The sequence below is a fragment of the Pseudomonas sp. TWI628 genome (genome assembly GCF_039673865.1).
Taxonomy (GTDB): domain Bacteria; phylum Pseudomonadota; class Gammaproteobacteria; order Pseudomonadales; family Pseudomonadaceae; genus Aquipseudomonas.
This window is the reverse complement of record NZ_JBDJMM010000018.1, coordinates 54,928-80,991: the sequence shown is the minus strand read 5'-3', so window position 1 is coordinate 80,991 and position 26,064 is coordinate 54,928. Positions and strand designations below refer to the sequence as shown.

General features: G+C 65.4%; 25 protein-coding genes. 20 read left to right on the top strand and 5 right to left on the bottom strand.

All coding sequences use genetic code 11. The features are described from left to right. The 5 genes from ABE528_RS15800 to ABE528_RS15780 are packed head-to-tail and all read left to right on the top strand — an operon-like array spanning position 1 to position 5,079. Entirely contained in the window at positions 1 to 1,224 is a 1,224-nt protein-coding gene (locus ABE528_RS15800) for an SfnB family sulfur acquisition oxidoreductase (protein WP_152956525.1), read from the top strand. Positions 1,225 to 1,236: 12 nt separating this feature from the next. After that, entirely contained in the window at positions 1,237 to 2,607 is a 1,371-nt protein-coding gene (locus ABE528_RS15795; protein WP_152956524.1) for an LLM class flavin-dependent oxidoreductase, read from the top strand. Next, positions 2,604 to 3,269 (top strand): methionine ABC transporter permease, encoded by a 666-nt coding sequence (locus ABE528_RS15790; protein WP_346653451.1) that lies wholly within the window; start codon positions 2,604 to 2,606, stop codon positions 3,267 to 3,269. The genes ABE528_RS15795 and ABE528_RS15790 overlap by 4 nt, the downstream gene beginning before the upstream one ends. Before the next feature lie 22 nt (positions 3,270 to 3,291). Continuing rightward, a complete protein-coding gene (locus ABE528_RS15785) occupies positions 3,292 to 4,062 on the top strand; it encodes a MetQ/NlpA family ABC transporter substrate-binding protein (protein WP_152956522.1) in 771 nt (256 codons plus the stop codon). Between the two features lie 3 nt (positions 4,063 to 4,065). Then, entirely contained in the window at positions 4,066 to 5,079 is a 1,014-nt protein-coding gene (locus tag ABE528_RS15780; protein WP_346653450.1) for a methionine ABC transporter ATP-binding protein, read from the top strand. 45 nt (positions 5,080 to 5,124) lie between these two features. On the opposite strand, the gene ABE528_RS15775 is transcribed toward ABE528_RS15780, so the two are convergent. Beyond that, positions 5,125 to 5,658 carry a cupin domain-containing protein gene (locus ABE528_RS15775; RefSeq protein ID WP_346653449.1) on the bottom strand — a complete coding sequence of 178 codons (534 nt, stop codon included), beginning with the start codon at positions 5,656 to 5,658 and terminating at the stop codon, positions 5,125 to 5,127. Between the two features lie 149 nt (positions 5,659 to 5,807). Between ABE528_RS15775 and ABE528_RS15770 the strand changes: the two genes are divergently transcribed. Genes ABE528_RS15770 through ABE528_RS15755 form a run of 4 tightly spaced genes read left to right on the top strand, consistent with a single transcriptional unit; the run spans position 5,808 to position 11,317 of the window. Continuing rightward, positions 5,808 to 7,595 carry a thiamine pyrophosphate-requiring protein gene (locus ABE528_RS15770; protein WP_346653448.1) on the top strand — a complete coding sequence of 596 codons (1,788 nt, stop codon included), beginning with the start codon at positions 5,808 to 5,810 and terminating at the stop codon, positions 7,593 to 7,595. Between the two features lie 19 nt (positions 7,596 to 7,614). After that, on the top strand, positions 7,615 to 8,121 hold the full coding sequence (locus tag ABE528_RS15765; protein ID WP_346653447.1) for a (2Fe-2S)-binding protein: 507 nt from the start codon (positions 7,615 to 7,617) through the stop codon (positions 8,119 to 8,121). Then, the gene (locus ABE528_RS15760; protein WP_346653446.1) at positions 8,118 to 9,119 is read left to right on the top strand and encodes a xanthine dehydrogenase family protein subunit M; all 1,002 of its coding nucleotides are present in this window, start codon (positions 8,118 to 8,120) and stop codon (positions 9,117 to 9,119) included. Before ABE528_RS15765 ends, ABE528_RS15760 begins: the two co-directional genes overlap by 4 nt. Then, positions 9,116 to 11,317: a xanthine dehydrogenase family protein molybdopterin-binding subunit gene (locus tag ABE528_RS15755; RefSeq protein ID WP_346653445.1), complete on the top strand. Its 2,202-nt coding sequence runs from the start codon at positions 9,116 to 9,118 to the stop codon at positions 11,315 to 11,317. Before ABE528_RS15760 ends, ABE528_RS15755 begins: the two co-directional genes overlap by 4 nt. 1 nt (position 11,318) lies before the next feature. Here the strand turns inward: ABE528_RS15755 and xth are convergent, their stop codons facing one another. The 3 genes from xth to ABE528_RS15740 form a co-directional block, all read right to left on the bottom strand. Next, complete coding sequence (gene xth, locus ABE528_RS15750) at positions 11,319 to 12,110, bottom strand: exodeoxyribonuclease III (protein ID WP_346653444.1); 792 nt, start codon at positions 12,108 to 12,110, stop codon at positions 11,319 to 11,321. Continuing rightward, the gene (locus ABE528_RS15745) at positions 12,107 to 12,349 is read right to left on the bottom strand and encodes a hypothetical protein (RefSeq protein ID WP_152956514.1); all 243 of its coding nucleotides are present in this window, start codon (positions 12,347 to 12,349) and stop codon (positions 12,107 to 12,109) included. The genes xth and ABE528_RS15745 overlap by 4 nt, the downstream gene beginning before the upstream one ends. Before the next feature lie 96 nt (positions 12,350 to 12,445). Next, positions 12,446 to 13,333 (bottom strand): LysR substrate-binding domain-containing protein, encoded by an 888-nt coding sequence (locus tag ABE528_RS15740; RefSeq protein ID WP_346653443.1) that lies wholly within the window; start codon positions 13,331 to 13,333, stop codon positions 12,446 to 12,448. 95 nt (positions 13,334 to 13,428) lie between these two features. On the opposite strand from ABE528_RS15740, the gene ABE528_RS15735 reads away from it, so the two are divergent. The 7 genes from ABE528_RS15735 to ABE528_RS15705 all read left to right on the top strand — a co-directional run bounded on the left by ABE528_RS15735 (position 13,429) and on the right by ABE528_RS15705 (position 20,736). Then, positions 13,429 to 14,871, top strand: a complete 1,443-nt coding sequence (locus tag ABE528_RS15735; protein ID WP_152956512.1) for an aldehyde dehydrogenase family protein — start codon at positions 13,429 to 13,431, stop codon at positions 14,869 to 14,871. A 13-nt stretch (positions 14,872 to 14,884) separates the two neighbouring features. Further along, positions 14,885 to 15,871 carry a dipeptidase gene (locus tag ABE528_RS15730; RefSeq protein WP_346653442.1) on the top strand — a complete coding sequence of 329 codons (987 nt, stop codon included), beginning with the start codon at positions 14,885 to 14,887 and terminating at the stop codon, positions 15,869 to 15,871. Between the two features lie 55 nt (positions 15,872 to 15,926). Beyond that, positions 15,927 to 17,477: a BCCT family transporter gene (locus tag ABE528_RS15725; RefSeq protein WP_152956510.1), complete on the top strand. Its 1,551-nt coding sequence runs from the start codon at positions 15,927 to 15,929 to the stop codon at positions 17,475 to 17,477. Positions 17,478 to 17,503: 26 nt separating this feature from the next. After that, positions 17,504 to 19,198: a hypothetical protein gene (locus tag ABE528_RS15720; RefSeq protein ID WP_346653441.1), complete on the top strand. Its 1,695-nt coding sequence runs from the start codon at positions 17,504 to 17,506 to the stop codon at positions 19,196 to 19,198. Positions 19,199 to 19,200: 2 nt separating this feature from the next. Next, a complete protein-coding gene (locus ABE528_RS15715; protein WP_346653440.1) occupies positions 19,201 to 19,902 on the top strand; it encodes a DUF3726 domain-containing protein in 702 nt (233 codons plus the stop codon). Between the two features lie 28 nt (positions 19,903 to 19,930). Then, positions 19,931 to 20,302 carry a RidA family protein gene (locus tag ABE528_RS15710; protein ID WP_152956507.1) on the top strand — a complete coding sequence of 124 codons (372 nt, stop codon included), beginning with the start codon at positions 19,931 to 19,933 and terminating at the stop codon, positions 20,300 to 20,302. A gap of 149 nt (positions 20,303 to 20,451) precedes the next feature. Further along, the gene (locus ABE528_RS15705; RefSeq protein ID WP_346653439.1) at positions 20,452 to 20,736 is read left to right on the top strand and encodes a hypothetical protein; all 285 of its coding nucleotides are present in this window, start codon (positions 20,452 to 20,454) and stop codon (positions 20,734 to 20,736) included. A 43-nt stretch (positions 20,737 to 20,779) separates the two neighbouring features. Here ABE528_RS15705 and ABE528_RS15700 read toward each other — a convergent pair whose 3' ends face one another. Further along, positions 20,780 to 21,037 (bottom strand): hypothetical protein, encoded by a 258-nt coding sequence (locus ABE528_RS15700; RefSeq protein WP_346653438.1) that lies wholly within the window; start codon positions 21,035 to 21,037, stop codon positions 20,780 to 20,782. A gap of 251 nt (positions 21,038 to 21,288) precedes the next feature. On the opposite strand from ABE528_RS15700, the gene ABE528_RS15695 reads away from it, so the two are divergent. Genes ABE528_RS15695 through ABE528_RS15680 form a run of 4 tightly spaced genes read left to right on the top strand, consistent with a single transcriptional unit; the run spans position 21,289 to position 26,030 of the window. After that, the gene (locus ABE528_RS15695; RefSeq protein WP_346653437.1) at positions 21,289 to 22,830 is read left to right on the top strand and encodes an ABC transporter ATP-binding protein; all 1,542 of its coding nucleotides are present in this window, start codon (positions 21,289 to 21,291) and stop codon (positions 22,828 to 22,830) included. 12 nt (positions 22,831 to 22,842) lie between these two features. Then, positions 22,843 to 23,943 (top strand): ABC transporter permease, encoded by a 1,101-nt coding sequence (locus ABE528_RS15690; protein WP_346653436.1) that lies wholly within the window; start codon positions 22,843 to 22,845, stop codon positions 23,941 to 23,943. 25 nt (positions 23,944 to 23,968) lie between these two features. Continuing rightward, the gene (locus ABE528_RS15685) at positions 23,969 to 24,895 is read left to right on the top strand and encodes an ABC transporter permease (RefSeq protein WP_346653435.1); all 927 of its coding nucleotides are present in this window, start codon (positions 23,969 to 23,971) and stop codon (positions 24,893 to 24,895) included. 52 nt (positions 24,896 to 24,947) lie between these two features. After that, entirely contained in the window at positions 24,948 to 26,030 is a 1,083-nt protein-coding gene (locus ABE528_RS15680; RefSeq protein ID WP_346653434.1) for a BMP family ABC transporter substrate-binding protein, read from the top strand. The last annotated feature ends 34 nt before the right edge of the window (positions 26,031 to 26,064 follow it).

The following is a 26,064-nucleotide window of genomic DNA, read 5'->3' as shown; positions in this document are numbered from 1 at the left end:
ATGCCTAGCGAAATCCTCTCTGCTGCCTACGATATCCGCCGCCCCGCAGCGCACATCATCCACGACGACGCCGAAGCGATCGCCGTCGCCCACCAGGTGGCGGCACTGCTGCGCGAAGGCGCAGCCGAACGTGATCGACAGCGCGAAGTGCCGGCAGACATTGTCGACGCCTTCTCCAACAGCGGGCTGTGGGGCATCACCGTGCCACGCGCCTATGGCGGTGCCGAGGTCTCGTTCGCCACGCTCGCCCAGGTCATCGCCATCGTCTCGGCCGCCGATCCGTCGTTGGGGCAAATTCCGCAGAATCATTACTGCCTGCTCGAAGACATCCGCCTGCAAGGCACCCCCGAACAGCAACGCCACTTCTTCGGCCTGGTGCTGCAGGGCCATCGCTTTGCCAATGCCCTGTCGGAAACCGGCGGCAAGACCGTCCAGGACATCAGCACCCGACTGGTGGCCGAAGGCGACGGCTTTCGCATCGATGGACGCAAAGGCTACTGCACCGGCTCGTTGTACGCCCACTGGATCGGGGTACTGGCACTGGATGAGCAGGACCGTGCGCAGCTGGCATTCGTCGAACGTGGTACGCCAGGCCTGGTGATCGTCGACGACTGGAGCAGCATGGGCCAACGCACCACCTCCAGCGGCACCGTGCTGCTCGATGGCCTGCGGGTAGCGGCATTCAACCTGTTCCCCAGCTACCGCTCCTACGAGAGCCCGACCCTGGCAGGCCCCTTCGCCCAGCTCACCACCGCCGCCATCGATGCCGGCATCGGCCGTGCGGCACTGGACGACACCATTGCCTTCGTGCGCCAGCACGCCCGCCCGTGGATCGATGCCAAGGTCGAAAAGGCCAGCGAAGACCCACTGACCATCATCCAGGTCGGCTCACTGGAAATCCGCCAGGAAGCGGCCGAGGCGCTGCTGGAACGCGCGGGCCTGGCGCTGGATGCGGCCAGACCGGCACCGGATGAAGACAACGTGGCCTTGGCCTCGGTGGCCGTGGCCAAGGCCAAGGTGCTCACCACCGAGGTGGCCATCGAAGCCAGCAACCGCCTGTTCGAACTGGGCGGCACGCGCTCGTCGCTGACTCGGCACAACTTCGACCGCCACTGGCGCAACGCCCGGGTGCATACCCTGCACGACCCGGTGCGCTGGAAATATCACCTGGTCGGCAACTGGGCCTTGAACGGCATCAAGCCTGCCCGCCATGACTGGAACTGAGGCTGCCCGACCATGACCAAGCAGATCCGCCTCAATGCCTTTGCCATGAACACCGTCGGCCACCTTTCGCCCGGGCTCTGGCGCCACCCGCGGGACCAGGCCACCCGCTACACCGATATCCATTATTGGGTAGCGCTTGCCAAGACCCTGGAGCGGGGCTGCATCGATGGCCTGTTCATCGCCGACGTGCTGGGCGTGTATGACGTGTTTGGCGGCAATGCCGACGCGGCCTTGCGCAACGCCGCCCAGGTACCGGTCAACGACCCCTTGCAGCTGGTGCCCGCCATGGCCGCAGCCACCCGCCACCTGGGCTTCGGCGTGACCGCGTCGGTGTCGTTCGAACACCCCTACCCGTTCGCCCGGCGCATGAGCACCCTCGATCACCTGACCCAGGGGCGCGCCGGCTGGAACATCGTCACCTCTTACCTCGCCAGCGGCGCGCGTAACCTGGGGCAGCCGCCCCTCAGCCACGATCAGCGTTATGCCCTGGCCGAGGAATACCTGCAGGTCTGCTACAAACTCTGGGAAACCAGCTGGGACGATGATGCGGTCCAGGCCAACCGGGAAACCGGGGTGTATGTCGACCCGCGCAAGGTCCATGGCATCGACCACCAGGGCAGCTGGTTCAAGGTGCCGGGTTTTCACTTGAGCGAACCCTCGCCGCAACGCTCGCCAGTGATCTACCAGGCCGGCGCATCGAGCCGCGGCCGTGCCTTCGCCGCCGCCAATGCCGAGTGCGTGTTCGTCGCCGCACCCAGCAAGGCGGTGCTGCGCAAGCAGGTGGCCGAACTGCGCGCGGCGGTGGCTGCCAGCGGCCGCGCAGCCGATGAGGTACAGATCCTCGAACAACTGACGGTCATCGTCGCGCCCACCGACCAGCAGGCCCTGGCCCTGCTCGAGGAGTATCGCCAGTACGCCAGCGCCAGCGGCGCCTTGGCACTGATGTCGGGCTGGACCGGTATCGACTTCGCCGAATACGCGCCCGACCAGGTGCTGCGCGACGTGCCCAGCGACGCCATCCAGTCCGCCGTGGAAGCCTTCACCCGTGCCGACCCGACACGCACCTGGACCACTGCCGAAATTGCCGAATACTGCGCCATCGGTGGTGACGGCCCGGTGCTGGTGGGCTCGGCACAGACCGTGGCCGATCAATTGCAGGAGTGGGTGGAGGAAACCGATGTCGACGGCTTCAACCTGGCCAGCGTGGTCGCGCCGGAAACCTTCGAAGCGGTGGTCGACCTGCTGGTGCCAGAACTGCAAGCCCGCGGGCTGTTCAAGCGTGCCTACCAACCCGGCACGTTGCGCCACAAGCTGTTCGGCCGCGGTGACCGCCTGGGCGGATCGCACCCGGTTGCCGCCCTGCGCCGTGAGGCTCGCCGATGAACGAACTGCTAAGCAACCTTGACTGGGCGGAAATCGCCCAGGCCTGCCTCGATACCTTGAGCATGCTGGGCGCGGCCCTGGGCTTCACCGTGCTGTTCGGGCTGCCCCTGGGGGTGTTGCTGTACCTCACCGGGCAACGCCAACTGCTGGCCAACGGGCCGCTCTACCGTGGTCTTTCCGTGGTGGTCAACGTGCTGCGTTCGCTGCCGTTCATCATCCTGCTGATCGTACTGATCCCGGTGACCACGCTGCTGACCGGCACCTCGCTCGGGGTCAAGGGCACCATCCCGCCGCTGGTGGTCGGTTGCACGCCGTTCTTCGCACGCCTGGTGGAAACCGCCCTGCGCGAAGTCGACCGCGGCCTGGTGGAGGCCAGCCAGGCCATGGGCGGCAGCATCGCCCAGATCATCCGCTACACCCTGCTGCCCGAAGCGCGCACCGGGCTGATCGCGGCCGTCACGGTCACCGCCATCGTGCTGGTCGACTACACCGCCATGGCCGGCGTGATCGGCGGCGGCGGCCTCGGCGACCTGGCGATCCGCTTCGGCTACCAGCGCTTCCAGACCGATGTGATGGTGGTCACCGTGCTGCTGCTGATCCTGCTGGTGCAGGTGCTGCAGATGAGTGGCGACCGCCTGGTAAGACATTTCACCCGACGCTGACTCCCCTCAAGGTATTGCCATCATGAGAAAGACCTTCACTGCCCTCGCCGCCTTCATCGCCTTCAGCGCCCAGGCCGCCGAACACCTGGTCGTGGGTGCCACACCGGTGCCCCACGCCGAGATCCTCGAATTCGTCAAACCGGCCCTGGCCAAGGAAGGCGTGGACCTCGACATCAAGGTGTTCAACGACTTCATCCAGCCCAACCTGCAACTGGCGCAAAAGCACCTGGATGCCAACTACTACCAATACCGGCCGTTCCTCAACGACTTCAACCAGACCCGGCATACCGACCTGGTCCCGGTGGTCGGCGTGCACATCGAGCCGTTCGGTGCCTATTCGGCCAAGTACAAGACCCTGGCCGAGCTGCCCGAGGGCGCCAGCGTGGCCATCCCCAATGACCCGGTGAATACCGGCCGCGCCCTGGTGCTGCTGGCCGAGGCTGGGTTGCTCAAACTCAAGGATCCGAGCAACCCGCAATCGACCCAGCGCGACATCATCGACAACCCGCGCCACCTGAAGATCCGCGAGCTGGAAGGCGCCATGCTGGCCCGCTCGGTCAAGCAGGTAGACCTGGCCTTCGTCTTCGCCAACTACGCACTGGAGGCCGGTATCGATACCAACAGCGCGCTGATCGTCGAAAAAGGCAAGGACCTGTACGTCGAATACCTGGTCGCCCGCCCCGACAACCTCCAGGACCCGGGCATCCAGAAACTGGCCAAGGCGCTCAATTCGCCAGAAGTACGCAATTTCATCCTGACCCGCTACAAGGGCCAGATCGCCCCGGGGTTCTGAGCCATGAGCCGCTTTCAGCAACAGCTCCAGCCAGCCCAGGCCCACTTGCGACTGCAGGGCATCCACAAGCGCTATGGCGGGGTCAGTGCGCTGGATGCCATCGACCTGGAGATACGCCGCGGCGAGGTGTTCGGCATCATTGGCCGCAGTGGCGCGGGCAAGTCCTCGCTGTTGCGCCTGCTCAACCGCCTGGAGGCCCCCAGCGCTGGCCAGGTGCTGATCGACGGCCAGGACATTGCCGGGCTGCAGGGCAAGCCCCTGCAGGCCTTGCGGCGCAAGGTGGCGATGATCTTCCAGCACTTCAACCTGCTGGCCAACAGCACCGTCGGGGAGAATGTCGAACTACCGCTGCGCATGGCCGGCGTGCCGCGCGCGCAGCGCGCCGCCCGGGTGCAGGAACTGTTGCAACTGGTCGGCCTGGCAGGTCGCGCCGGGGACTACCCGGCCCAGCTGTCAGGCGGCCAGAAGCAGCGCGTGGGCATTGCCCGGGCGCTGGTGTTGCAACCCCAGATCCTGCTGTGCGACGAGGCCACCTCGGCTCTCGACCCGCAAAGTACCGAGTCGGTGCTTGAACTGTTGCGCGACATCAACCAGCGGCTGGGCCTGACCATCGTCCTGATCACCCACGAAATGCAGGTGATACGCGACCTGTGTGACCGCGTGGCGGTGCTGGAACAAGGCCGTATCGTCGAGGCCGGTGAGGTGTGGCAAGTGTTCGGCAACCCCCAACACCCTGTCAGCCGCATCCTGCTGAGCGATGCTGCCCTGCCGCACAAGGCCACTGCCCCTGGCCGCCGCTACATCGACCTGCATTACACCGGCAACCAGCAATTGCAGCCCGACCTGCCGGCTATCAGCGCGGCACTGGGCGAAGGTGTGAGCCTGCATTCGGCCTCTATCGAGCCTATTCAAGGCCGCTGCCTCGGGCGCCTGCGCCTGGCCATCAGCAACGCGACGCCGGCCGAAGTGCTGATGCAGCGAGCCAGCAGGCTGGCCGACCGGGTCGAGTGGGTTTGAGAGAACCGGTCACACCGACCAGGCTGCCAAGATCACAGTGCGCCATCAGTCGCTTGCTGTTCGGTTATGCCAGTGGCTCATCTGCATGCCTGTGGCCGGGTCCTGCGCGGGGACGGGTACTGCAGCGATGCGCGCCAGCGCCTGTTGGTGCGATGCACGATCCGGACGCTGGATGTCGTACGCTTCCTGCCCGTGCGGATAGGCGCCGACCACCAGAAAGTCATCGCTGGCTTCGACGCAGCGATGACCGGTACCCGCCGGCAATACCAGCACATCGCCCGCTTTGACACTCAGCGTCTGCCCCGCTTCGCCGCCAAGGGTAACCTGCGCATGGCCACTGGCGACGCCCAAGGCCTCGTGGGCGTTGGGGTGATAATGGTGGTAGGCGAAAATGCCAGCACGCCACAGGGGCGTCCACTGGTGTGCCGAGAACAGCGCTTCGAACGCGCTGGCATTGTCATCTGCAGGGTCTAGCTGAAAGCGGTACAGCAGTACCGGAAAACGGTTGTTGGGCGTGGCCCCATCATCTTCAAAAAGCAAGGTCTGCAAGTTGCCGCTGGTGGTATCGATATCACTCATCTGCGTTCATCCTCGTCCGGTAGTCGATGTGCCTGGGAAGCCGGCGAGCCTGACGAGGTTCCGGTCAGCCGACAGACGCGAACACCGTTGAAACTTTCCCAAACCCAGCCAAGTCCAGACCCCTATCAAGGACATTCCGGGAGAAGGCAATGACTGGCACGGTAGGCGACTTTCTGGTGGAGCGCTTGTATCAATGGGGCGTGCGGCGCATCTTTGGCTACCCCGGCGATGGCATCAATGGCGTGTTCGGCGCCCTGAGCCGGGCCAACGGCAAGATCGAGTTCATCCAGGCCCGCCACGAAGAAATGGCCGCGTTCATGGCCAGCGCCCACGCCAAGTTCACGGGCGAACTGGGTGTCTGCATCGCCACCTCCGGCCCCGGTGCCTCGCACCTGCTTACCGGCCTGTACGATGCGCGCATGGACCACCAGCCGGTGCTGGCCATCGTCGGCCAGCAGGCGCGCGCCGCGCTTGGCGGGCACTACCAGCAAGAACTCGACCTGCTGTCGATGTTCAAGGATGTGGCCGGTGCCTTCGTCCAGCAGGCCTCTACGCCCGAGCAAGTGCGCCACCTGCTCGACCGCGCCGTGCGCACGGCTGTCGGCGAGCGCCGCGTCACCGCAATCATCCTGCCCAACGACCTGCAGGACCTGCCCTACAGCGAGCCGCCCAGAGCCCATGGCACGGTGCATTCCGGCATCGGCTACAGCAAGCCCAAGGTTGTCCCCTTCGACGAGGACCTGCAGCGCGCCGCCGACGTGCTCAACGCTGGGCGCAAGGTGGCGATACTGGTTGGGGCCGGCGCGCTGCAGGCTACCGAGCAGGTCATTGCGCTCGCGGAAAAACTCGGCGCAGGCGTGGCCAAGGCGCTGCTGGGCAAGGCCGTGCTGCCAGATGACCTGCCCTGGGTCACCGGCTCCATCGGCCTGCTCGGCACCGAACCCAGCTACCAGCTGATGAACGAATGCGACACCTTGCTGATGATCGGCTCAGGCTTCCCCTATGCCGAATTCCTGCCCAAGGAAGGCCAGGCCCGCGGGGTGCAGATCGACCTGCAACCGGACATGCTCAGCCTGCGCTACCCGATGGAAGTGAACCTGGTGGGCGACGCTGCGCAAACCCTGCACGCGTTGCTGCCACTGCTGGAGCACAAGGCGGACCGGCGCTGGCGTGACAAGGTCGAAAGCTGGCGGGCGCACTGGGACAAGACCCTGGAAAAGCGCGCCTTGGTCAAGGCCGAGCCGATCAACCCGCAACGCGTGGTTTACGAACTGTCCCCACGCCTGCCCGACAACGCCATTATCAGCAGCGATTCTGGCTCCTGCGCCAACTGGTTCGCCCGCGACCTGCAAATCCGCCAGGGCATGCAGTGCTCGCTGTCCGGTGGCCTGGCCAGCATGGGCGCGGCGGTGCCCTATGCGATTGCCGCCAAGTTCGCCCACCCGCAACGGGCGGTGGTCGCCCTGGTCGGGGATGGCGCCATGCAGATGAGCAACCTGGCCGAGCTGATCACCGTGGCCAAGTACTGGCAGCAGTGGGACAACCCGCAGTGGATCTGCGCAGTGTTCAACAACGAAGACCTCAACCAGGTCACCTGGGAGCAGCGGGTAATAGAGGGTGACCCCAAGTTCGAGGCCTCGCAGTCGATCCCCGACGTGCCCTACCACCTGTTCGCCATCTCCATCGGCCTGCAGGGCATCTACGTGGAACGCGAGGAAGACATCGCCGACGCCTGGGAACGGGCCTTGGCCGCCGACCGGCCAGTGCTGATCGAGTTCAAGACCGACCCCAACGTGCCGCCGCTGCCGCCGCATATCAAGCTGGAACAGGCGAAGAAGTTCGCCAGCACCCTGCTGCAGGGTGACCCGAACCAGGCCGGCGTGATCGTGCAGACGGCCAAACAAGTGCTCAGCTCGGTATTGCCGGGCAAGAAATGACCCACCGTGAGGACCTCCCATGCGTGCAATCACTCCCGAGGGCGCCCAGGCGCACTCCATAAGCCTGACATTGAACGGGCAGGCCCGCTCGCTGCAGGTCTTGCCGTGGACGACGCTGCTGGACCTGCTGCGTGAACAGCTGGACTTGATCGGCACCAAGAAAGGCTGCGACCACGGCCAGTGCGGCGCCTGCACCGTGTTGCGTGACGGCCGGCGTGTGAATGCCTGCCTGACCCTGGCGGTCATGTGCGACGGCGCCGAACTGGTCACCATCGAAGGCGTGGCCAACGGCGATCAGCTGCACCCCATGCAGCGTGCGTTCATCAGCCATGACGCGTTCCAGTGCGGCTATTGCACCCCCGGGCAAATCTGCTCGGCCATCGGCCTTGCGCATGAAGGGCGGGCCGACAGCCGCGAAGCCATACGCGAGCAGATGAGCGGCAACCTGTGCCGTTGCGGCGCCTACGGCAACATCGTGGCGGCCGTGGAAGAAGCCCTGCCGCTCATGCAGGAGGCAGGCAAATGAACCCGTTCAGCTACCACAAACCCACCACTATCAACGAAGCCATCAACCTTGCAAACTTAACCTCCCGGTTCATTGCCGGCGGCACCAACCTGGTCGACCTGATGAAGGAAAACGTGGTACAGCCCAAGCGCCTGATCGACATCTCGGGCCTGCCGCTCCAGGCAATCGAAGCGACGGCAAGCGGCGGTTTGCGCATCGGTGCACTGGTCAGCAATAGCGAGCTGGCCTGGCACCCGCTGATCGAACAGGGCTACCCGCTGCTGTCCCAGGCCATCCTGGCAGGCGCCTCAGCGCAATTGAGAAACATGGCGACCACCGGCGGCAACCTGCTGCAACGCACACGCTGCCAATACTTCTACGACACCGGCACGCCGTGCAACAAACGCGAGCCCGGCAGCGGCTGCCCGGCGCGCACAGGCCTGAACCGGATGCACGCCATCCTCGGTGCCAGCGCCGCCTGTGTCGCCACCCATCCCTCTGACATGTGCGTGGCACTGGCCGCCCTGGAGGCGGTGATACACGTGCAGGGCCCGCGCGATGAGCGCCAGATCGCCTTCGCAGACTTCCACCGCCTGCCGGGTGACGCACCCGAGCGCGACAATCACTTGAGCGACGATGAACTTGTCGTCGCCATCGAGTTGCCCCCGCCAGACTTCGCGGCGCATTGCAGCTACCTGAAGGTTCGCGACCGTGCATCGTATGCCTTCGCCCTGGTATCGGTCGCGGCTGGCCTGAAGATCAAGGGAGGCATCATTGAGGATGCCCGTCTGGCACTCGGCGGGGTAGCGCACAAGCCTTGGCGCGAAGCAACCGCTGAACAGGTACTCAAAGGCCACGCGCCTTCCGAGGCACTGTTCACCCAGGCCGCCCACGTGTTGCTGCAAGGTGCCAGGCCGCTGAGCCATAACGGTTTCAAGGTCCCCCTCGCACAGCGGGCCATCGTGCGTGCGCTCAGTGAGGCCGCCTTTGGCAATACCTACGCAGGAGCCACCCCATGAATGGCATTACAACTGTTGTCGGCCAGCCCCTGGACCGCGTCGATGGCGTGGCAAAGGTCACCGGGCAGGCTCGCTATGCCGGTGAATACCCCGAAGCCGGGCTGCTGCATGGTAGCGTCGTGTGCAGCACCATCGCCCGCGGCCGGGTGCTTCACATCGACAGCAGCGAGGCGATGAAGGTAACCGGCGTCGTTGCCGTGCTGGACCACGCCCACCGCCCTCGGGTATCCAGTTACGACGATGACTACAGCGATGCAGACTCGGCCGAAGGCGCGCCTTTTCGCCCTTTGTTCAATGACCGCGTGCTGTACAGCGGGCAGCCGCTGGCACTGGTGGTTGCCGAAAACCTCGAACTGGCCCGCTATGCAGGCTCCCTGATCAAGATCGAGTACAGCCAGGAGGCACACCAGACCGACTTGCTGGCCGCCCTCGAGCATAGCCACAAGGCCCCTGCCGAGACCCCAGCGCCCCGTGGCGACTTCGCCGGGCAGTTCGCCCATGCGCCGGTCAAGGTCGATGCGACCTACCAGACCGCCAACGAGCATCACAACCCCATGGAACCTCATGCCTCGACGGTCCTCTACAAACCCGGCGATCAGCTTGAGATACACGACAAGACCCAGGGCACCCAGAACTGCCAGGACTACCTGCACAAGGTGTTCGGGCTGCCCAAGGACCGCATCCGGGTACTGGCCGCGTATGTCGGCGGGGCGTTTGGCTCAGGGTTGCGTCCGCAGTACCAGTTGCCGCTTGCAGTCATGGCCGCATTGCAACTCAAACGTTCGGTCAGGGTCACCCTCACCCGCCAACAGATGTTCACCTTTGGTTACCGGCCCCGCACGCTGCAGCGTCTGCGCCTGGGGGCAAATGCCGACGGCCGGTTGCTGGCCGTTGCCCATGACGCGATCGGCCAGACGTCTCGCTTCGAAGACTTCACCGAGCACCTGGTGGAGTGGAGCGGCATGCTTTACCGCTGCGATAACGTGGCGCTGAGCTATCGCCTGACCCCGCTCGACGTGTACACCCCGCTGGACATGCGTGCCCCCGGTGCAGGCTCCGGTGTACTTGCCCTGGAATGTGCGATGGATGAACTCGCCTGTGCGCTCGAACTTGACCCGGTGCAATTGCGTCGGGTCAATTTCACCGAGCATAACGGCAACGAAGGCAAGCCCTACTCCAGCAAGGCGTTGCTGGCCTGCTACGACCAAGGCGTCAGGCGCTTCGGCTGGAGCGGCCGTAATGCCATACCCCGTAGCATGCGAAAAGGCCGGCAACTGATCGGTTGGGGCATGGCGGGTGGCGTGTGGGAAGCCATGCAGATGAAAGCCAGCGCCAAGGCGCGGCTGGATGCGCAAGGCCACTTGACCGTCAGCAGCGCGACGACCGATATCGGTACTGGCACCTACACGGTCATGACCCAGATCGCCGCCGACGCAGTTGGCCTGCCGATAGCGGACGTGACCTTCGTGCTGGGCGACTCCTCGTTACCCACCGCGCCATTGCAGGGTGGCTCGTTCACGGTCTCCTCCGTCGGTGCGGCAGTCCTGCAGGCCTGCCAGATCCTGCGCAGCAAGGTGCTGGAGCGCGCCCGCGCGGCCTACCCCGCACTGGCCAGCCTGCCCTTGGAGGCAATCACCTTCGCCGACGGTCACCTGCATTTCGGCAAACAGAGCATCGCGCTTTCGGACATTGCTGCCACATCGGAAAAAGGCTTCTTCGAAGTACAGATCGATGCAGAGCCGAGCGCGAAGCGTGAACCGTTTTCCACCGCCACGCACTCGGCCGTGTTCGTCGAAGTCCTGGTGGATGAGGCGCTGGGCACGATCAAGGTCAACCGCGTGGTCAGCGCCGTCGCAGCCGGGCGTGTGGTCAACCCGAAAACCGCTCGCAGCCAGATCCTCGGCGGTGTCGTGTGGGGCCTGGGCATGGCCTTGCAGGAACAGGCCCAGACTGACCACGCGCTAGGCCGGATACTCAACCACAACCTGGCCGAGTATCACATTCCGGTCAATGCCGACATCGCTGATGTCGAGGTGATATTTGTCGACGAACAGGACGACATCGTCAACGATCTTGGCTCCAAAGGCGTGGGCGAAATCGGCGTGGTCGGGGTGGCCGCAGCAGTCGCCAACGCGATCTACCACGCCACTGGCAAGCGCATCAGGGCGTTTCCGATCACCCTGGACACGCTGTTGTGAGTCATTGTTTGCGCCCGGCCACCTCGATCCACACCGGCGCGTGGTCACTGGCCTTGGCCTCGTTGCGCACCCAGGCGTCGACGCCGGCCCGTCGCAGGTAAGGCGCAAGGTCCGGGTTGAGCAGCAGGTGGTCGATGCGCAACCCGGCATTGCGCGCCCAGTGATTACGGAAGTAATCCCAGAAGGTGTACACGCGCTCGTCAGGGTGCAGATGGCGAATGGCATCGACCCAGCCTTGGTCCAGCAGTTGCTGGTAGCATGCTCGCGACTCGGGTTGCAGCAGCGCATCCTTCAGCCATGAGCGTGGGTTGTAGATGTCCAGGTCGGTGGGGACCACGTTGAAATCGCCCGCCAGCAGCGTCGGGTGGCCGCTTGCGTATAGCCCTTGGGCATGCTCGATCAGGCATTGGAACCACCGCAGCTTGTAGTCGAACTTCGGCCCAGGCTGCGGGTTGCCGTTGGGCAGGTACAGGCAGGCCACCAGCACGCCATGCACCGCAGCCTCCAGATAGCGGCTCTGGCCGTCATCGTCCATGCCGGGCAAGCCGCGCCGTACCTCCAACGGTTCGCTGCCACGCGCCAGGATCGCCACACCGTTCCACGACGGCTGCCCTTGGTAGAGGCAGCCGTAGCCGGCCGCCTCCAGTGCCTGGCGCGGGAACTGCGCGTCGGGTGCCTTGAGTTCCTGCAGGCAGGCGATGTCCGGCTGTTCCCGCTCAAGCCAGGCCAGCAGTGCCGGCAGGCGGCTGCGGATACCGTTGAGGTTGAACGTGGCGATCTTCAGCGCTTTCATGCGTCCGGGTCGCTCACGTGGGCCTGCACGGCATCCTCCAGCGCATGGACATGGGCGTCATCGGCCAGCGCCTTGAGTGCCAGCCAGTCGTCCCAGTCGATGGCACCATCGTCGCGCAGGGCCTCTGCGGTGCGAACCAGCTCATGGTGGTAGGCGTCCGGCGACGCGCGGCGGTAGCTGATGTCGTCGTACTGGGCGTACCAGGCTTCAAGCTCGGGGATGCTGCGTTCGATGCTCATGGGTGACACTCCTCGCTGTGCCCTTTGCATGTATGAGCCCTCTCCCCTGGCAACGTTCAACCGACCGACAGGGGCAAAGTGAAGGGGAGCACCACGTTACCCGGCCGTCGCCAGGTGCACCTGCAAAAAAGCCAGCAACGCGGCTGCCGCAGGGGACAGGCTGCGGCCCTTTCGCGTCAGCATGCCGATGTGCCGCTCCACCTTGGGTTCGACCAGCGGCACGAACGCCAGCTTGTCGTTCTCCAGGGGGAACGCCAGGTACGGCAAGGTGCTGATGCCCACTCCCTCCTCCAGCATCGCGATCAGCGAGATCATGTTGGAGACGAACAGCCTGCTGTGCTCCAGCAAGCATTCGGCCTCGGTCCCTGCCAGCAGCTGCGAGGTACCGTTGCGGACCATCGGCACCCCCTGCAACTGCGACCAGTGCAGGGCATCGCCGGCCTGCGCCAGTGGATGGTCGGCGCGGCACACCACACCTACCTGATCATTGACGATCGGGGCAAAATCAAGCTGCTCATCCTCCAGCCACAGGCTGCTGATGGCAAAGTCCACCTGCCCCTGGGCCAACAACTGCTGAACGCGCTCGGCGGTGCCGTCCTGGATGCTGACCTGCACGTTCGGGTGCTCGGCAACGAAACGCGCCAACGGCCCAGGCAACATGCGGCTGGCCACCGACGGCACGGTGGCGATGCTGACCTGGCCGATCTCGTGGCGGGCCAGCAAGGTGGCCTCGCGGGCAATGCGGTCATGGTGCTCGATGAGCCCGCGAAACAACGGCAGGCAATGCGCGCCGAACGGAGTCAGCTCGACCCGGCCGCCGCCCTTCTCGATCAGCGCCTGGCCCAGCTTCTGCTCCAGTTCGCGCACGGCCAGCGATATCGCCGGCTGGGTGCGAAACGCCTGGCGGGCCGCGGCGTGGAAGCTCTTGAGTTCGGCGACCAGCAGAAAGTAGCGCAGCTGGGCGATTTTCAGCTCGGGCAACATGGTTAGCTTTCCTTATCAAAGCATTTTTTTTATTAATTTTTATTTGCTGCATATTGCTCGCAAGATGAACGCCAGGCAAACAGAGGCTTTCATCCATGTCACTCAACACCTACAAGAACTACATCGATGGCCAGTGGTGCGAAGGCCACGCCACCCTGGGCAACCGCAGCCCCTCGGACACCCGCGACCTGATCGGCGAATACCACCAGGCCAGCGCCGAACAAACCCTGCAGGCCATCCAGGCCGCCCGCGCCGCCCAGCCGCAGTGGGCCGCCAGTGGCCTGGAGGCCCGCCAGCAGGTGCTGATGGCCATCGGCGACGAGCTGATCGCCCGCAAGGAAGAGCTCGGTGAGCTGCTCTCGCGTGAAGAAGGCAAACCGCTGGCCGAAGGCATCGGCGAGGTCAACCGCAGTGGCCAGTTCTTCCATTACTACGCCGCCGAAGTGCTGCGCCAGATGGGCGAGACCGCCGCCTCGGTGCGCCCCGGCATCGATATCGAAGTGCATCGTGAACCCGTAGGCGTGGTCGGCATCATCACCCCGTGGAACTTCCCCATGGCCACCGCCGCCTGGAAGATCGCCCCCGCGTTGGCCTTCGGCAACGCCGTGGTGTTCAAGCCGGCCAACCTGGTGCCGGCCAGCGCCTGGGCGCTGACCGAGATCATCAGCCGCCAGGGCCTGCCCAACGGCACCTTCAACCTGCTCATGGGCAGCGGCGCCAGCGTCGGCGAAACCCTGGTGCAGTCGGCCGAGATCGACGCCCTGACCTTCACCGGCTCGCTGCAGACCGGCCGCCGCGTCGCGGTCGCCACGGCGGGCAACCTGGTGCGTTGCCAGCTGGAGATGGGCAGCAAGAATGCCTTGGTGGTAATGGACGACGCCGACCTTGACCTGGCGGTGGAGTGCGCCCTCAACGGCGCCTTTTTCGGCACCGGGCAGAAGTGCACGGCGTCTTCACGGCTGATCGTCTGCGAAGGCATTCACGACCGTTTCGTCGAGGCCCTGCGCCTGCGCATGCGCCAGCTGAAGGTCGGTCACGCCCTGGAGGCCGGCGTGCAGATCGGCCCGGTGGCCGACGCGCGCCAGCTGCAACAGAACCTGGCGTACCTGCAGCTGGCCCAGGCCGAGGGCGCCACCCTGATCGAAGGGGGCGAACGCCTGCAACTGGAGAACGACGGCTACTACATGCGCCCGGCGCTGTTCATCGACAGCCGCAACGACATGCGCATCAACCGCGAGGAGGTGTTCGGCCCCATCGCCTGCGTGATCCGCGTACGTGACTTCGACGAAGCACTGGCCACGCTCAACGACACCGAGTACGGCCTCACCGCCGGCATCATCACCCAGTCGCTGCGCCACGCCAGCGCCTTCAAGCGCGGTGCCCAGACCGGCTGCGTGATGGTCAACCTGCCCACCGCCGGCACCGACTACCACGTGCCGTTCGGTGGCCGCAAAGCCTCGAGCTTCGGCCCCCGCGAACAGGGCCAGTACGCCCGCGACTTCTACACCGTGGTCAAGACCACCTACCTGCGGCCCTGAAGGAATACCCGCCATGCACGACCTCTTGATGATCGACGGCCTGCAGTACTCCAACTGGAGCCCGGAAATATTCCAGCAGATGCAGGCCGGTGGCCTGAGCGCGGTGCACGCCACCATCGCCTACCACGAGAACGCCCGCGAGACCCTGTCGCGCCTGGGTGAGTGGAACCGCCGCTTCGAAACCTGGCCCGAGCTGATCCGCCCGGTGCGCACGGCCAGCGACATTCGCCTGGCCCACGAGGAAGGCCGGGTGGGGATCTTCTTCGGCTTCCAGAACTGCTCGCCGATCGAGGACGACATCGCCCTGGTGGAGGTGTTCCGCCAGCTCGGGGTGTTCGTCATGCAGCTCACCTACAACAACCAGAGCCTGCTGGCCAGCGGTTGCTATGAGCGCGAGGATAACGGCATCAGCCGCTTCGGCCGCCAGGTGATCGCAGAAATGAACCGGGTCGGCATGCTCATCGACATGTCCCACAGCGCCGAACGCAGCACCCTGGAAGCCATCGAGCTGTCGAGCCGGCCAGTCATCATTTCCCACGCCAACCCGACGAGCTTCCACGCCGCCAAGCGCAACAAGTCCGATGCGGTGCTGCGCGGGATCGCCGAGTCCGGCGGGCTGCTGGGCTTCAGCACCTACCCGTTCCACCTCAAGGGTGCGTCGGACTGCAGCCTTGAAAGCTTCTGCGACATGGTGGCGCGCACCGCCGACCTGATGGGCATCGAGCATATCGGCATCGGCACCGACCTGTGCCAGGCACAACCGCTGGCAGTGCTCGAATGGATGCGCAATGGCCGCTGGAGCAAGGACAAGGACTACGGCGAAGGCTCCAAGGACAACGCCCACTGGCCGGCACCGCTGCAGTGGTTCCGCGACAGCCGCGACTTCGGCAACATCGCTCAGGGCCTGCGTGCCCGCGGCTTTGCCGAGGCCGACGTGGCCAACATCATGGGGCTGAACTGGTTGCGCCTGCTGGAGACCGCCACCACGGCGCAGGCCTGAGCCCCTTGCACGGACAGCATCAACAATAACAACAATCGCAGGTTCCGGAGGCTTCATGAAAAACCCAACCACCCTGCAGGCTGAAGGCCAGGCCATGGGCCTGCCGCTGACGCGGGACATCGACTGGCCGCTGTTCCTGATCAGCGGCGGCTTCCTCGGCGCCTTCCTGTTGGCGGCGCTGATCGACATCGACACCGTGTCGGCGCTGGTCAACACCCTGTTTGCCTGGTCGACCAAGGCCTTTGGCCTGTACTGGCAGGTGCTGATGCTGGCGACCTTCGCGGTCAGCCTGGCCATCGGCTTTTCGCGCTGCGGGCGCGTGCGCCTGGGCGGCGTGAGCCAGCGCCCGGACATCAGCACCTTCAACTGGATCGCCGTGATCATGTGCGCCCTGCTGGCAGGCGGCGGCGCCTTCTGGGCCGCGGCCGAACCGCTGATGCACTTTGCCAGCCCGCCGCCCTTGTTCGCCGGCCTGCAACCGCACAGCGAGGCGGCGGCCACTGCGGCACTGGCGCAATCCTTCGTGCACTGGGGCTTCCTGGCCTGGGCCGTGCTCGGCAGCCTGCTGGCCATCGTGCTGATGCACCTGCACTACGACAAGGGCCTGCCACTGGCACCGCGCACCCTGCTCTACCCGCTGTTTGGCGAACGAGCGCTGAAAGGCCCGATCGGCACCTTGGCCGACGCCACCTCGATCATCGCCGTGGTGGCCGGCACCATCGGCCCGATCGGCTTCCTTGGCCTGCAGATCAGCAGCGCCCTGCATGCAGTGTGGGGGCTGCCCAACGATATCGTCACCCAGTCGCTGACCATCGTGCTGGTCACGGCGATGTACACCGTGTCGTGCCTGGTGGGGCTCAAGGGCATCCGTTTCGTCAGCGAGATCAACGTCTGGCTGATGATCGGCCTGGCACTGTTCATGGTGGTGTTCGGCCCGACCCTGTTCATCCTCGGCGGCTTCCCGGCAGCCTTCGCCCTGCATGTGGAGCATTTCATCCCGATGACGATGTTCCGCGCCGACCCCAAGTGGCTGGACTGGTGGACGGTGTTCTACTGGGGCTGGTTCATTGGCTATGCCCCCATGGTGGCGCTGTACGTCGCGCGGATCTCGCGGGGCCGCACCATTCGCGAGATCATCATGACGCTGTCGATCATCGCGCCGCTGGTGACCATGTTCTGGTTCACCGTGGTCGGCGGCACCGGCATCGGCCTGGAGCTGCAGGCGCCGGGCATCGTCACCGCCCATGGCACCCAGCCCGAAGACCTGCTGCTGGGGGTGACACAGAACCTGCCGCTGGGTGGCCTGATCAGTGCGCTGTTCCTGTTCCTGAGCTTCATCTCGGTGGCCACCAATGGCGATGCCATGGCCTTTACCGTGGCGCTGGCGATGTCCAGCAACGATAAACCGAAGAAATGGCTGTGTGGTTTCTGGGCCATCGGCATGGGCCTGGCGGCGGTGGTGCTGATCACCATCGGCGCAGGCGGCGTGACGGCCCTGCAGTCCTTCATTGTCATCACCGCGGTGCCGGTGTCGCTGGTGATCCTGCCAGCGTTGTGGGATGCGGTACGCATTGCCCGGCACATGGCCCGCGAACAAGGCGTCTGAACATGATCCATCCAGGTATGACAACAATGTCCAACAGCCTACCTGCAACACCGGCATTGCGCCCTGCCAGCCAGGTCATGGACCTGGCCCGGCTGGGCAGCCACTTCCAGAGCCCGCTGAGCTTCGTGCGCAGCAGCATGCGGCGGATGATGAACCAGCACTGGCAGATCCGGCGCAGCCGCTTCAACCTCGATGCACAAGGCTTCGGCACCGCCATCTACCGCATCGACACGCCGCACGGGCATTACCACTGCGTGATCTTCTCGGCCTACCTGCCGCCGGAAAAACGCAGCGACCGGGTGATCGCCGACCAGTGGGACGTTGCCTTCGTGCTGGTGGCCGGCGATGTCGACACGGCGCAACTGGCCGACCTGCAGCGCAACGTGCCGCTGCAGGAAGCTGGCCGCTTCGACGCCCGCGTGCTGGTGTTGTCCCGGGCCAACCGTAGCCTGCGCAACTTCGACCGTTTCCTGGCGGCGCTGGCCGAGGGGCAGCAGCCCGACCCGCGCCAGTTGGCCGAGGTCGGTTACCTCTATCGCACCACCGCGGTGTATGGCAACGGCAAGTTCGGTATCGCCGACTTCAGCTGCCTGCAAGGCAACCCGGACTTCAGCCAGCCCTTCAGCGCGCAGATGTTCACGGTCTACCTGCTGCGCCATTTCAGCATCGAGCAGATCGAACACATGGCCCGCGCCCTCGACCCGCAACGGGCCGTGCCGCTGGCCCCGGCACTGCAACGCTACCTGGGGGTCGGCAACGCGACCGGGCTGGGCATGGCGCCCTTCCTGATCAACCACCCGCAACTGGTGGAACGCTGGATCAGCCTGCGCGAAACCGCCCTGGCCCTGGCCTTGGCGCAACCCGCCGAACCCGCCCGCCTGGCGCGCCTGCAAGGCTTGCTCACGCGTGCCCGCCTGCACCTCAGCCAGACCCAGACCGAAGACCTGCGCCAGCACGCGCAGAACCAGCAAACCCTTGCCGAGCTCGCCGCCTTGGGCAACTGGCTAAGCGGCCAGCCCGCTGACCACGACCTCTGGCCGCGCCTGCGGGCCTGGAGCGAAGCACACGGCGGGCCGGGCTGCCAGGAGCTGCTGGTCAGCCTGCTGCTGGAGCTATACCCCGAGCACGTCACGCCACTGGCTGAGCAGATGGGGGTCAGCGAGGGCTGGCAGCTGGACGCACAGATGCCGCTCTGGCAGCTGCGCGCGCTCATCGAACAGCAGTATGGCTGGGCCCTGGCCTACGACTTCAACAACGTGGAAGCCGAGCACTTCTTCTGGTACCGCTCGGCCGAGAAAGAGGAACCGCGCCTGGGCATGCGCGTCGAGGAACCGGGGGCGGAAAAGGAAATGCAACTGGGCATCGCCCGCAATATCCAGCGCTGCCACCGCGCCGTGGTCGAGCACCTGCAGGCTCACCCCCACGCCCTGACCGCGCACCTGCTCATCGCCGCGCCTGCGCTCAAGGGCACGGTGCGTCGCCTGCAAGGCATGGCGCAGAGCACCTACGGGGAAATCCGCGCCAACCTGCTGGACCGCAACATGCTGCCGATCCACCTGTTACGCTGCAAGCTGGCGTTCTTCGGCGCGGGCAAGTTCGACCCCAAGTCAAGCCGCTGGGTGCGCATCACCCTGTTCCAGGGCGCGCCACTGGTGAGCGACATCGGCCAGCCGTTCGAAGACGACTGGAACTTCGCGGTCATGCCGCAGGGAGAGCTGTGACCATGCGCGTATCGCTCAACGAAATCCAGGTAATGTGCCGCAAGGCCTTCGAAGGCATGGGCTTTGCCCCTGGCGACTACGAGGACGCGGCCGAACTGGTGGGCTGGCTGCACCTGCAAGGGCTGGACGGCATCGGCACGCTGGCTGCAGCGCTGAACTACCTGCAGGGCGAGGCCAACCAGCCCTTCACCCTGAACCAAGAAGACAACACCTTGCTGGTGATCGACGCCCAGGGGCAGAGCGTGCTGCGCTGCGCCGCGACGGCGGTGGAACTGGTGCTGGACAAGGCCCTGCGCCGCGGCCAGGCGTTGCTGCAGATCCATCACTGCCATAACCGCCTGCTGTTGCTGGGCTACCTGAGCAAGGCCGCCGAGCGTGGGGTGCACGTGCAGGCCCGCTGGGAAGATGCGCGCCAACGCCACCTGGCCGATTTTACTGCAGGCGAGCAACGCCCTGCCCTGCGCAGTGACGCCCAGCCCGAAGCCGTCCAGGCGTTCGAGCAAGGCATCACGGTGCTGTTCACCCGGCCTGGCCAGACCCTGCCCACGCCTGCACGTGTCACGGCATCGAACACGGCAAACCAGGGCTTTACGGTCGACGCAGGCACCTGGCAGCGGCTCAAGCAATTGTCCGAGCAGATCCTCGTCGAAAGCAGCGAAGCCTCACGCCGCCATGGCGCAGGCGCAGGCAGCGATGCCGACTGACCTGCACCCACACCCAGGAACCCACTCAATGAAACAGGCGATCAAGACCGACCTCTATGCCTCCAAGGCCCCTCTGGAATGGGCGGTCGTCGGCAACGGCACACTCTACACCGCGCAGATCCCCATTGATGCCCACGGCCAGGTGGTCGCTGGCGGCATCGAGACGCAGACCCGCCAGACCCTGGATAACCTGCGCCATACCCTGGAGGCCGCCGGCAGCTCGCTGGATGCCGTGACCCAGGTGCTGATCTACGTCACCGACCGCAGCTACCTGGCCACGGTCAACCGCCTGTACGGCGACTACTTCCAGCCGCCCTACCCCAACCGTGCAGCGGTTGTGGTAGCCGGCCTGGCCCGTGAGGAAATGCTGGTGGAGCTGGTGGTGTACGCCTGCGTTTGAGCCCCAGCGGTTTTTTATCCACTAATGGTTTGCCCGGGGTTTGTTAAAGCGTCTCGTCCGATTAGCCGAAAGTTTTTGCGTTGTGCCGCAACCTTCGCCAGTCACACGTGAACACAGAACGTTCTGTGTCTGACTTGAGGTAACCGATCATGGCTAACAATCAAGACAACGATAGAAACCAGGGCGGCAGCAACCAGGCCGGCGCAGGTGACGCTGGCCGCAAAGGTGGCCAAGGCGATATGCCGGGTTCGCAGAAAGGCGGCCAGCAGTCCGGGCAAAAACCTGACGACAAGATGGACAAGGATTGGGAAAAGTCCAGGGACACCGGTCACCAGGGTGGACAGGCCGGCGGCAAGCAGGCGCCGTCTGACACCGGACGCATGGGTGGGCAATCCACCCAGGGTGGCACCCAGAACAAAGACAAGGATCGTTGATACTGCGCAGCTTGCACCGGGGTGGCGAAGCTGCCCCGGTGCCTCAGGTTTCTGCGGCACACCACCCAGAACGCCCCCCGCAGGCGTCTTCATCACTCGGGCCTAGCAAGCCGTTGCGGCAGGCACACGCGTAATCCGCTTCAGCCCGCGTAGGAAAGTTCAGCGTCAGCCTGAGCTTGTCGAGCGTGTCATAGAGGTCGTAGCCCTTGCCCAATGCCTTGGGAAAGCCTGCACACCTCGGTAGGTATTCCTTTTCCAGCGGTAGCGCGGGCACCACAACAAAGCGCGTCTGCATGACCATCCCTCTTCTTGGCAGCTCTTTAGTATTAGTCGCATTATGTGAAAGCATCAAGGCAGCTAATGCTTGAATTTCGCCCCACTTTGGCGCCCCCTGCGCCCCAAAACCAAACACCCCGCCTCCCGCTGCACCCGCCCGGCACCCTGCCCGGATAGGCCGCAACCCTGACGGCAACGGCCGCCGCACGGGAATCTGACCACTTGGCCATGTTTTTGCTTTGCATGCTGCTCACACCCACCACCCCGAGCAGTCCCATGTCCGAAACCCCTATGCACCTGCGCCTCGAGCTGCGTGCAGTTACCAAGCGTTACCCGGGCACGCTGGCCAACGACCGCGTCGACCTGCGCATCGCCGCTGGTGAAATCCATGCCCTGCTCGGCGAGAACGGCGCGGGCAAGAGCACCCTGATGAAGATCATCTACGGCGTCACCCGGCCGGACTCTGGCCAGTTGTTGTGGGAAGGCCGGCAGGTGCAAGTGGACGACCCGGCCCAGGCCCGCAGCCTGGGGGTCGGCATGGTGTTCCAGCACTTTTCGCTGTTCGAGACCCTGACCGTGGCGCAGAACATCGCCCTGGCACTGGGCCGCGAGGCAGGCTCGCCGAAGCAGCTGGCGCCGCGCATCCGCGAGGTGTCGCAGCGCTATGGCATGGCGCTGGAGCCGGAGCGCCTGGTGCACAGCCTGTCGATCGGCGAGCGCCAGCGGGTGGAGATCGTGCGCTGCCTGATGCAGGACATCAAACTGCTGATCCTCGATGAACCGACCTCGGTGCTGACGCCCCAGGAAGTCGAGCAACTGTTCGTTACCCTGCGTACGCTGGCCAGCGAAGGCTGCAGCATCCTGTTCATCAGCCACAAGCTCAACGAAGTGCGTGCCCTTTGCCACAGCGCCACCGTGCTGCGTGCCGGCCGGGTTTCCGGCGCCTGCGTACCGGCCGACTGCAGCGACCTGCAACTGGCGCGGCTGATGGTCGGCGATGCCGAAGGGCTCGAAGCCAGCTACCCGAAGCGCGCCGGTGGCCTGCCACGGTTGCGGGTGGACGACCTCAGCTGGCGCAACCAGGACCCGTTCGGCACCTCCTTCGAGCACCTGCGCCTGGAGGTGCGCAGCGGCGAAATCGTCGGCATCGCCGGGGTTGCCGGCAACGGCCAGGACGAGTTGCTGGCCCTGCTCAGTGGCGAAACGCGCCTGCCCACCCGCGAGCGCGAACGCATCAGCCTCGACAACCAGCCCATCGCCAACCTGCACCCGGATGCCCGCCGCGCCCTGGGCCTGGCATTCGTCCCGGCCGAGCGCCTGGGCCACGGCGCCGTGCCGGACATGAGCCTGGCCGACAACGCCCTGCTCACCGCCTTCCAGCAGGGCCTGGTCGAACGTGGCCTGATCCGCTCGGGCAAGGTGCAGGCGCTGGCCGAGCAGATCATCCAGCGCTTCGCGGTGAAGACGCCGGATGCGCAAGCCACGGCGCGCAGCCTGTCTGGCGGCAACCTGCAGAAATTCATCCTTGGCCGCGAAATCCTGCAGAACCCCAGGCTGCTGGTCGCCGCCCACCCGACCTGGGGCGTCGATGTCGGCGCCGCCGCAGCGATCCACCGCGCACTGATCGCCCTGCGCGATGCCGGCGCGGCGATCCTGGTGATTTCCGAAGACCTCGATGAGCTGTTGCAGATCAGCGACCGCATCGGCGCCCTGTGCAGTGGGCGCCTGTCGCCGCTCAAGGCCACCGCCGACACCCACAGCGTGGAGGTCGGCAGCTGGATGGCCGGCCAGTTCGATACCGCGCACGCCGCCACCTGACGAGAACCCGCCATGTTGCTATCCCTCGAACCCCGTACCCAGCAGTCGCGCGCCATGCTGGTGCTGTCACCGCTGCTCGCCGGCCTGCTGACCCTGGTCAGCGGGGCGGTCCTGTTCAGCGCCCTGGGGCATGACCCGCTGCTGACCCTGCACACCTTGCTGATCGAACCGGTCAGCGACCTCTACGGCCTCAGCGAGCTACTGCTCAAGGCCCTGCCGATTTTGCTCTGCGCCCTGGGCCTGGCGGTGGCTTATCAGGCGCGCATCTGGAACATCGGCGCCGAAGGCCAGCTGCTGATCGGCGCCCTGGCCGGCAGTGCCGTGGCGATCCACATCATCGACTGGGAAAGCCGCTGGGCCCTGCTCTGGGTGCTGCTGGCCGGCACCCTCGCTGGCGCACTGTGGGGCGCATTGGCGGCGTGGCTGCGCACGCACTTCAATGCCAACGAGATCCTCACCACCATCATGCTCAACTACATCGCCTTGAACCTGCTGCTGTATTGCGTGCACGGCCCGCTCAAGGACCCCGAAGGCTTCAGCTTCCCGCAGTCGGCGATGTTCGGCGATGCCAGCCGCCTGCCAGCGCTGTTCGAGGATGGCCGCCTGCATGTCGGCCTGTACTTCGTGCTGCTGGCGCTGGTGGCGGTGTGGGTGCTGCTGCACAAGAGCTTCCTGGGCTTCCAGATCAAAGTGCTCGGCCTCGACCAGCGCGCCGCCGGCTTTGTCGGCTTTCGCGAAAAGCGCCTGGTGTGGCTGGCGTTGCTGATCAGCGGCGGCCTGGCGGGCCTGGCCGGGGTGAGTGAAGTCAGCGGGCCAATCGGCCAACTGGTGCCGCAGGTGTCGCCGGGCTACGGCTATGCGGCGATCACCGTGGCCTTTCTTGGCCGGCTCAACCCGCTCGGCATCCTGGTTGCCGGCCTGCTGATGGCCCTGCTCTACCTGGGCGGCGAGAACGCGCAAATGACCCTCAACCTGCCGCAGGCGCTGACCGGGCTGTTCCAGGGAATGATGCTGTTCTACCTGCTTGCCTGCGACGTGCTGATCCTCTACCGGCCGCGGCTGACGCTGAACTGGCGGCGGCGTACGCCGGTGGCCGAAACGGCCAGTGCCTGACCTCCCCTGACCTGAGGCTTCGACTATGGATCTCGATCTGCTTGGCAACATTCTCTACGCCATGGTGCGTTGCGGCACCCCGCTGCTGCTGGTGGCCCTGGGCGAACTGGTGTGCGAGAAGAGCGGCGTGCTCAACCTCGGCCAGGAAGGCATGATGCTGTTCGGCGCGGTGGTGGGCTTCATCGCCGCCTTCGCCACCGGCAGCCTGTGGCTTGGCGTGCTGATGGCGTGCCTGGCCGGCATGCTGCTGGCCTCGCTGTTCGCCGTGGTCGCCCTGGGCTGCCAGGCCAACCAGGTGGCGACCGGCCTGGCCCTGACCATCTTCGGCGTCGGCCTGTCGGCGTTCGTTGGCAGCGCCTGGGTCGGCAAGCCGCTGAGCGGCTTCGAACCGCTGGCGATTCCGCTGCTGGCCGACCTGCCGATCATCGGCCACATGCTGTTCAACCAGGACGTGCTGGTGTACCTGTCCTTCGCCCTGTTCGCCCTGGTTGCCTGGGTGCTGCTGAAAAGCCGTACCGGCCTGATCCTCCAGGCCGTCGGCGAAAACCCCGACGCGGCCAGCGCCATGGGCCTGCCGGTGCTGCGCGTGCGCACCCTGGCGGTGCTGTTCGGCGGCGCCATGGCGGGCCTTGCCGGCGCCTACCTGTCATTGGCCTACACCCCGATGTGGGCAGAAAACATGACCGCCGGCCGCGGCTGGATCGCCCTGGCGCTGGTGGTGTTCGCCAGCTGGCGGGTGCAGCGGGTGCTGCTCGGTGCCTACCTGTTCGGCCTGGCCAGCATCCTGCATCTGGTAGCCCAGGGCATCGGCGTGAGCTTCCCGGCCAACCTGCTGGCGATGCTGCCCTATGTGGCGACGATCCTGGTGCTGGTGGTGCTCTCCCGCGATGCAATCAAGACCCGGCTGTATGCACCGGTTTCGCTCGGCCAGCCCTGGAAAGCGGGACGCTGACGCCACACCGCAAACAAGAAAACAACACAAGACCCACAGGAGTGAACCCTCGATGCATCTGAAGAAAAGCACCAAGCTGCTGCGCACCCTGGCCGCCGCGATCGGCCTTGGTACCGCACTGTCCGCCTCCGCCGCCGACCCGCTGAAAGTGGGCTTCGTCTACATCGGCCCGATCGGCGACCACGGCTGGACCTACCAGCACGAACAGGGCCGCCAGGCGCTGATCAAGCAGTTCGGCGACAAGGTCGACACCCGTTTCGTCGAGAACGTGCCGGAAGGCGCCGACGCCGAGCGGGTCATCCGCAACATGGCCAAGGGCGGCTACGACCTGGTGTTTGCCACCTCGTTCGGCTACATGAACCCGACTGCCAAGGTCGCCAAGCAGTTCCCCAAGGTCACCTTCGAACACGCCACCGGCTACAAGCAGGACAAGAACCTCGGCACCTACCTGGCAACCTCCTATGAAGGCCGCTACGTCGGCGGTTACCTCGCCGCGAAGATGACCAAGAGCAAGAAGGTCGGCTACGTCGCCTCCTTCCCGATCCCGGAGGTGCTGCGTGACATCAACGCCATCCAGCTGGCGCTGGACAAGTACAACCCCGGCACCGAGATCAAGGTGGTGTGGGTCAACTCCTGGTTCGACCCGGGCAAGGAAGCCGATGCGGCCAACGCCCTGATCGACCAGGGTGTCGACGTGCTGTTCCAGCACACCGACAGCCCGGCGCCGATCCAGACCGCCGAACGCCGTGGCATCTACGCGGTGGGCTACGCCTCGGACATGGCCCACTTCGGGCCCAAGGCGGTGCTGACCTCGATCGTCAACAACTGGGGCCCGCATTACATTAAGAGCACCCAGGCGGTCATCGACGGCAACTGGAAGCCGCAGGACTACTGGGGTGGCCTGGCCGACGGCACCGTCGAGCTGCCGATCAGCGACCTGGTGCCGGCCGACGTGAAAAGTGGCGCCGAGCAGATCATCGCCAGCATCAAGGATGGCTCGTTCCACCCGTTCACCGGGCCGATTCTTGACCAGAGCGGTGCAGTGAAGATTCCTGAGGGCGCCGTGGCCAGCAATGCCGAACTGGCGGGGATGAACTACTACGTCAAGGGCATCACTGCACAGCTGCCCAAGTAAGTGCCAGTTGGTTGAGCGCGATCCCTGTGGGATC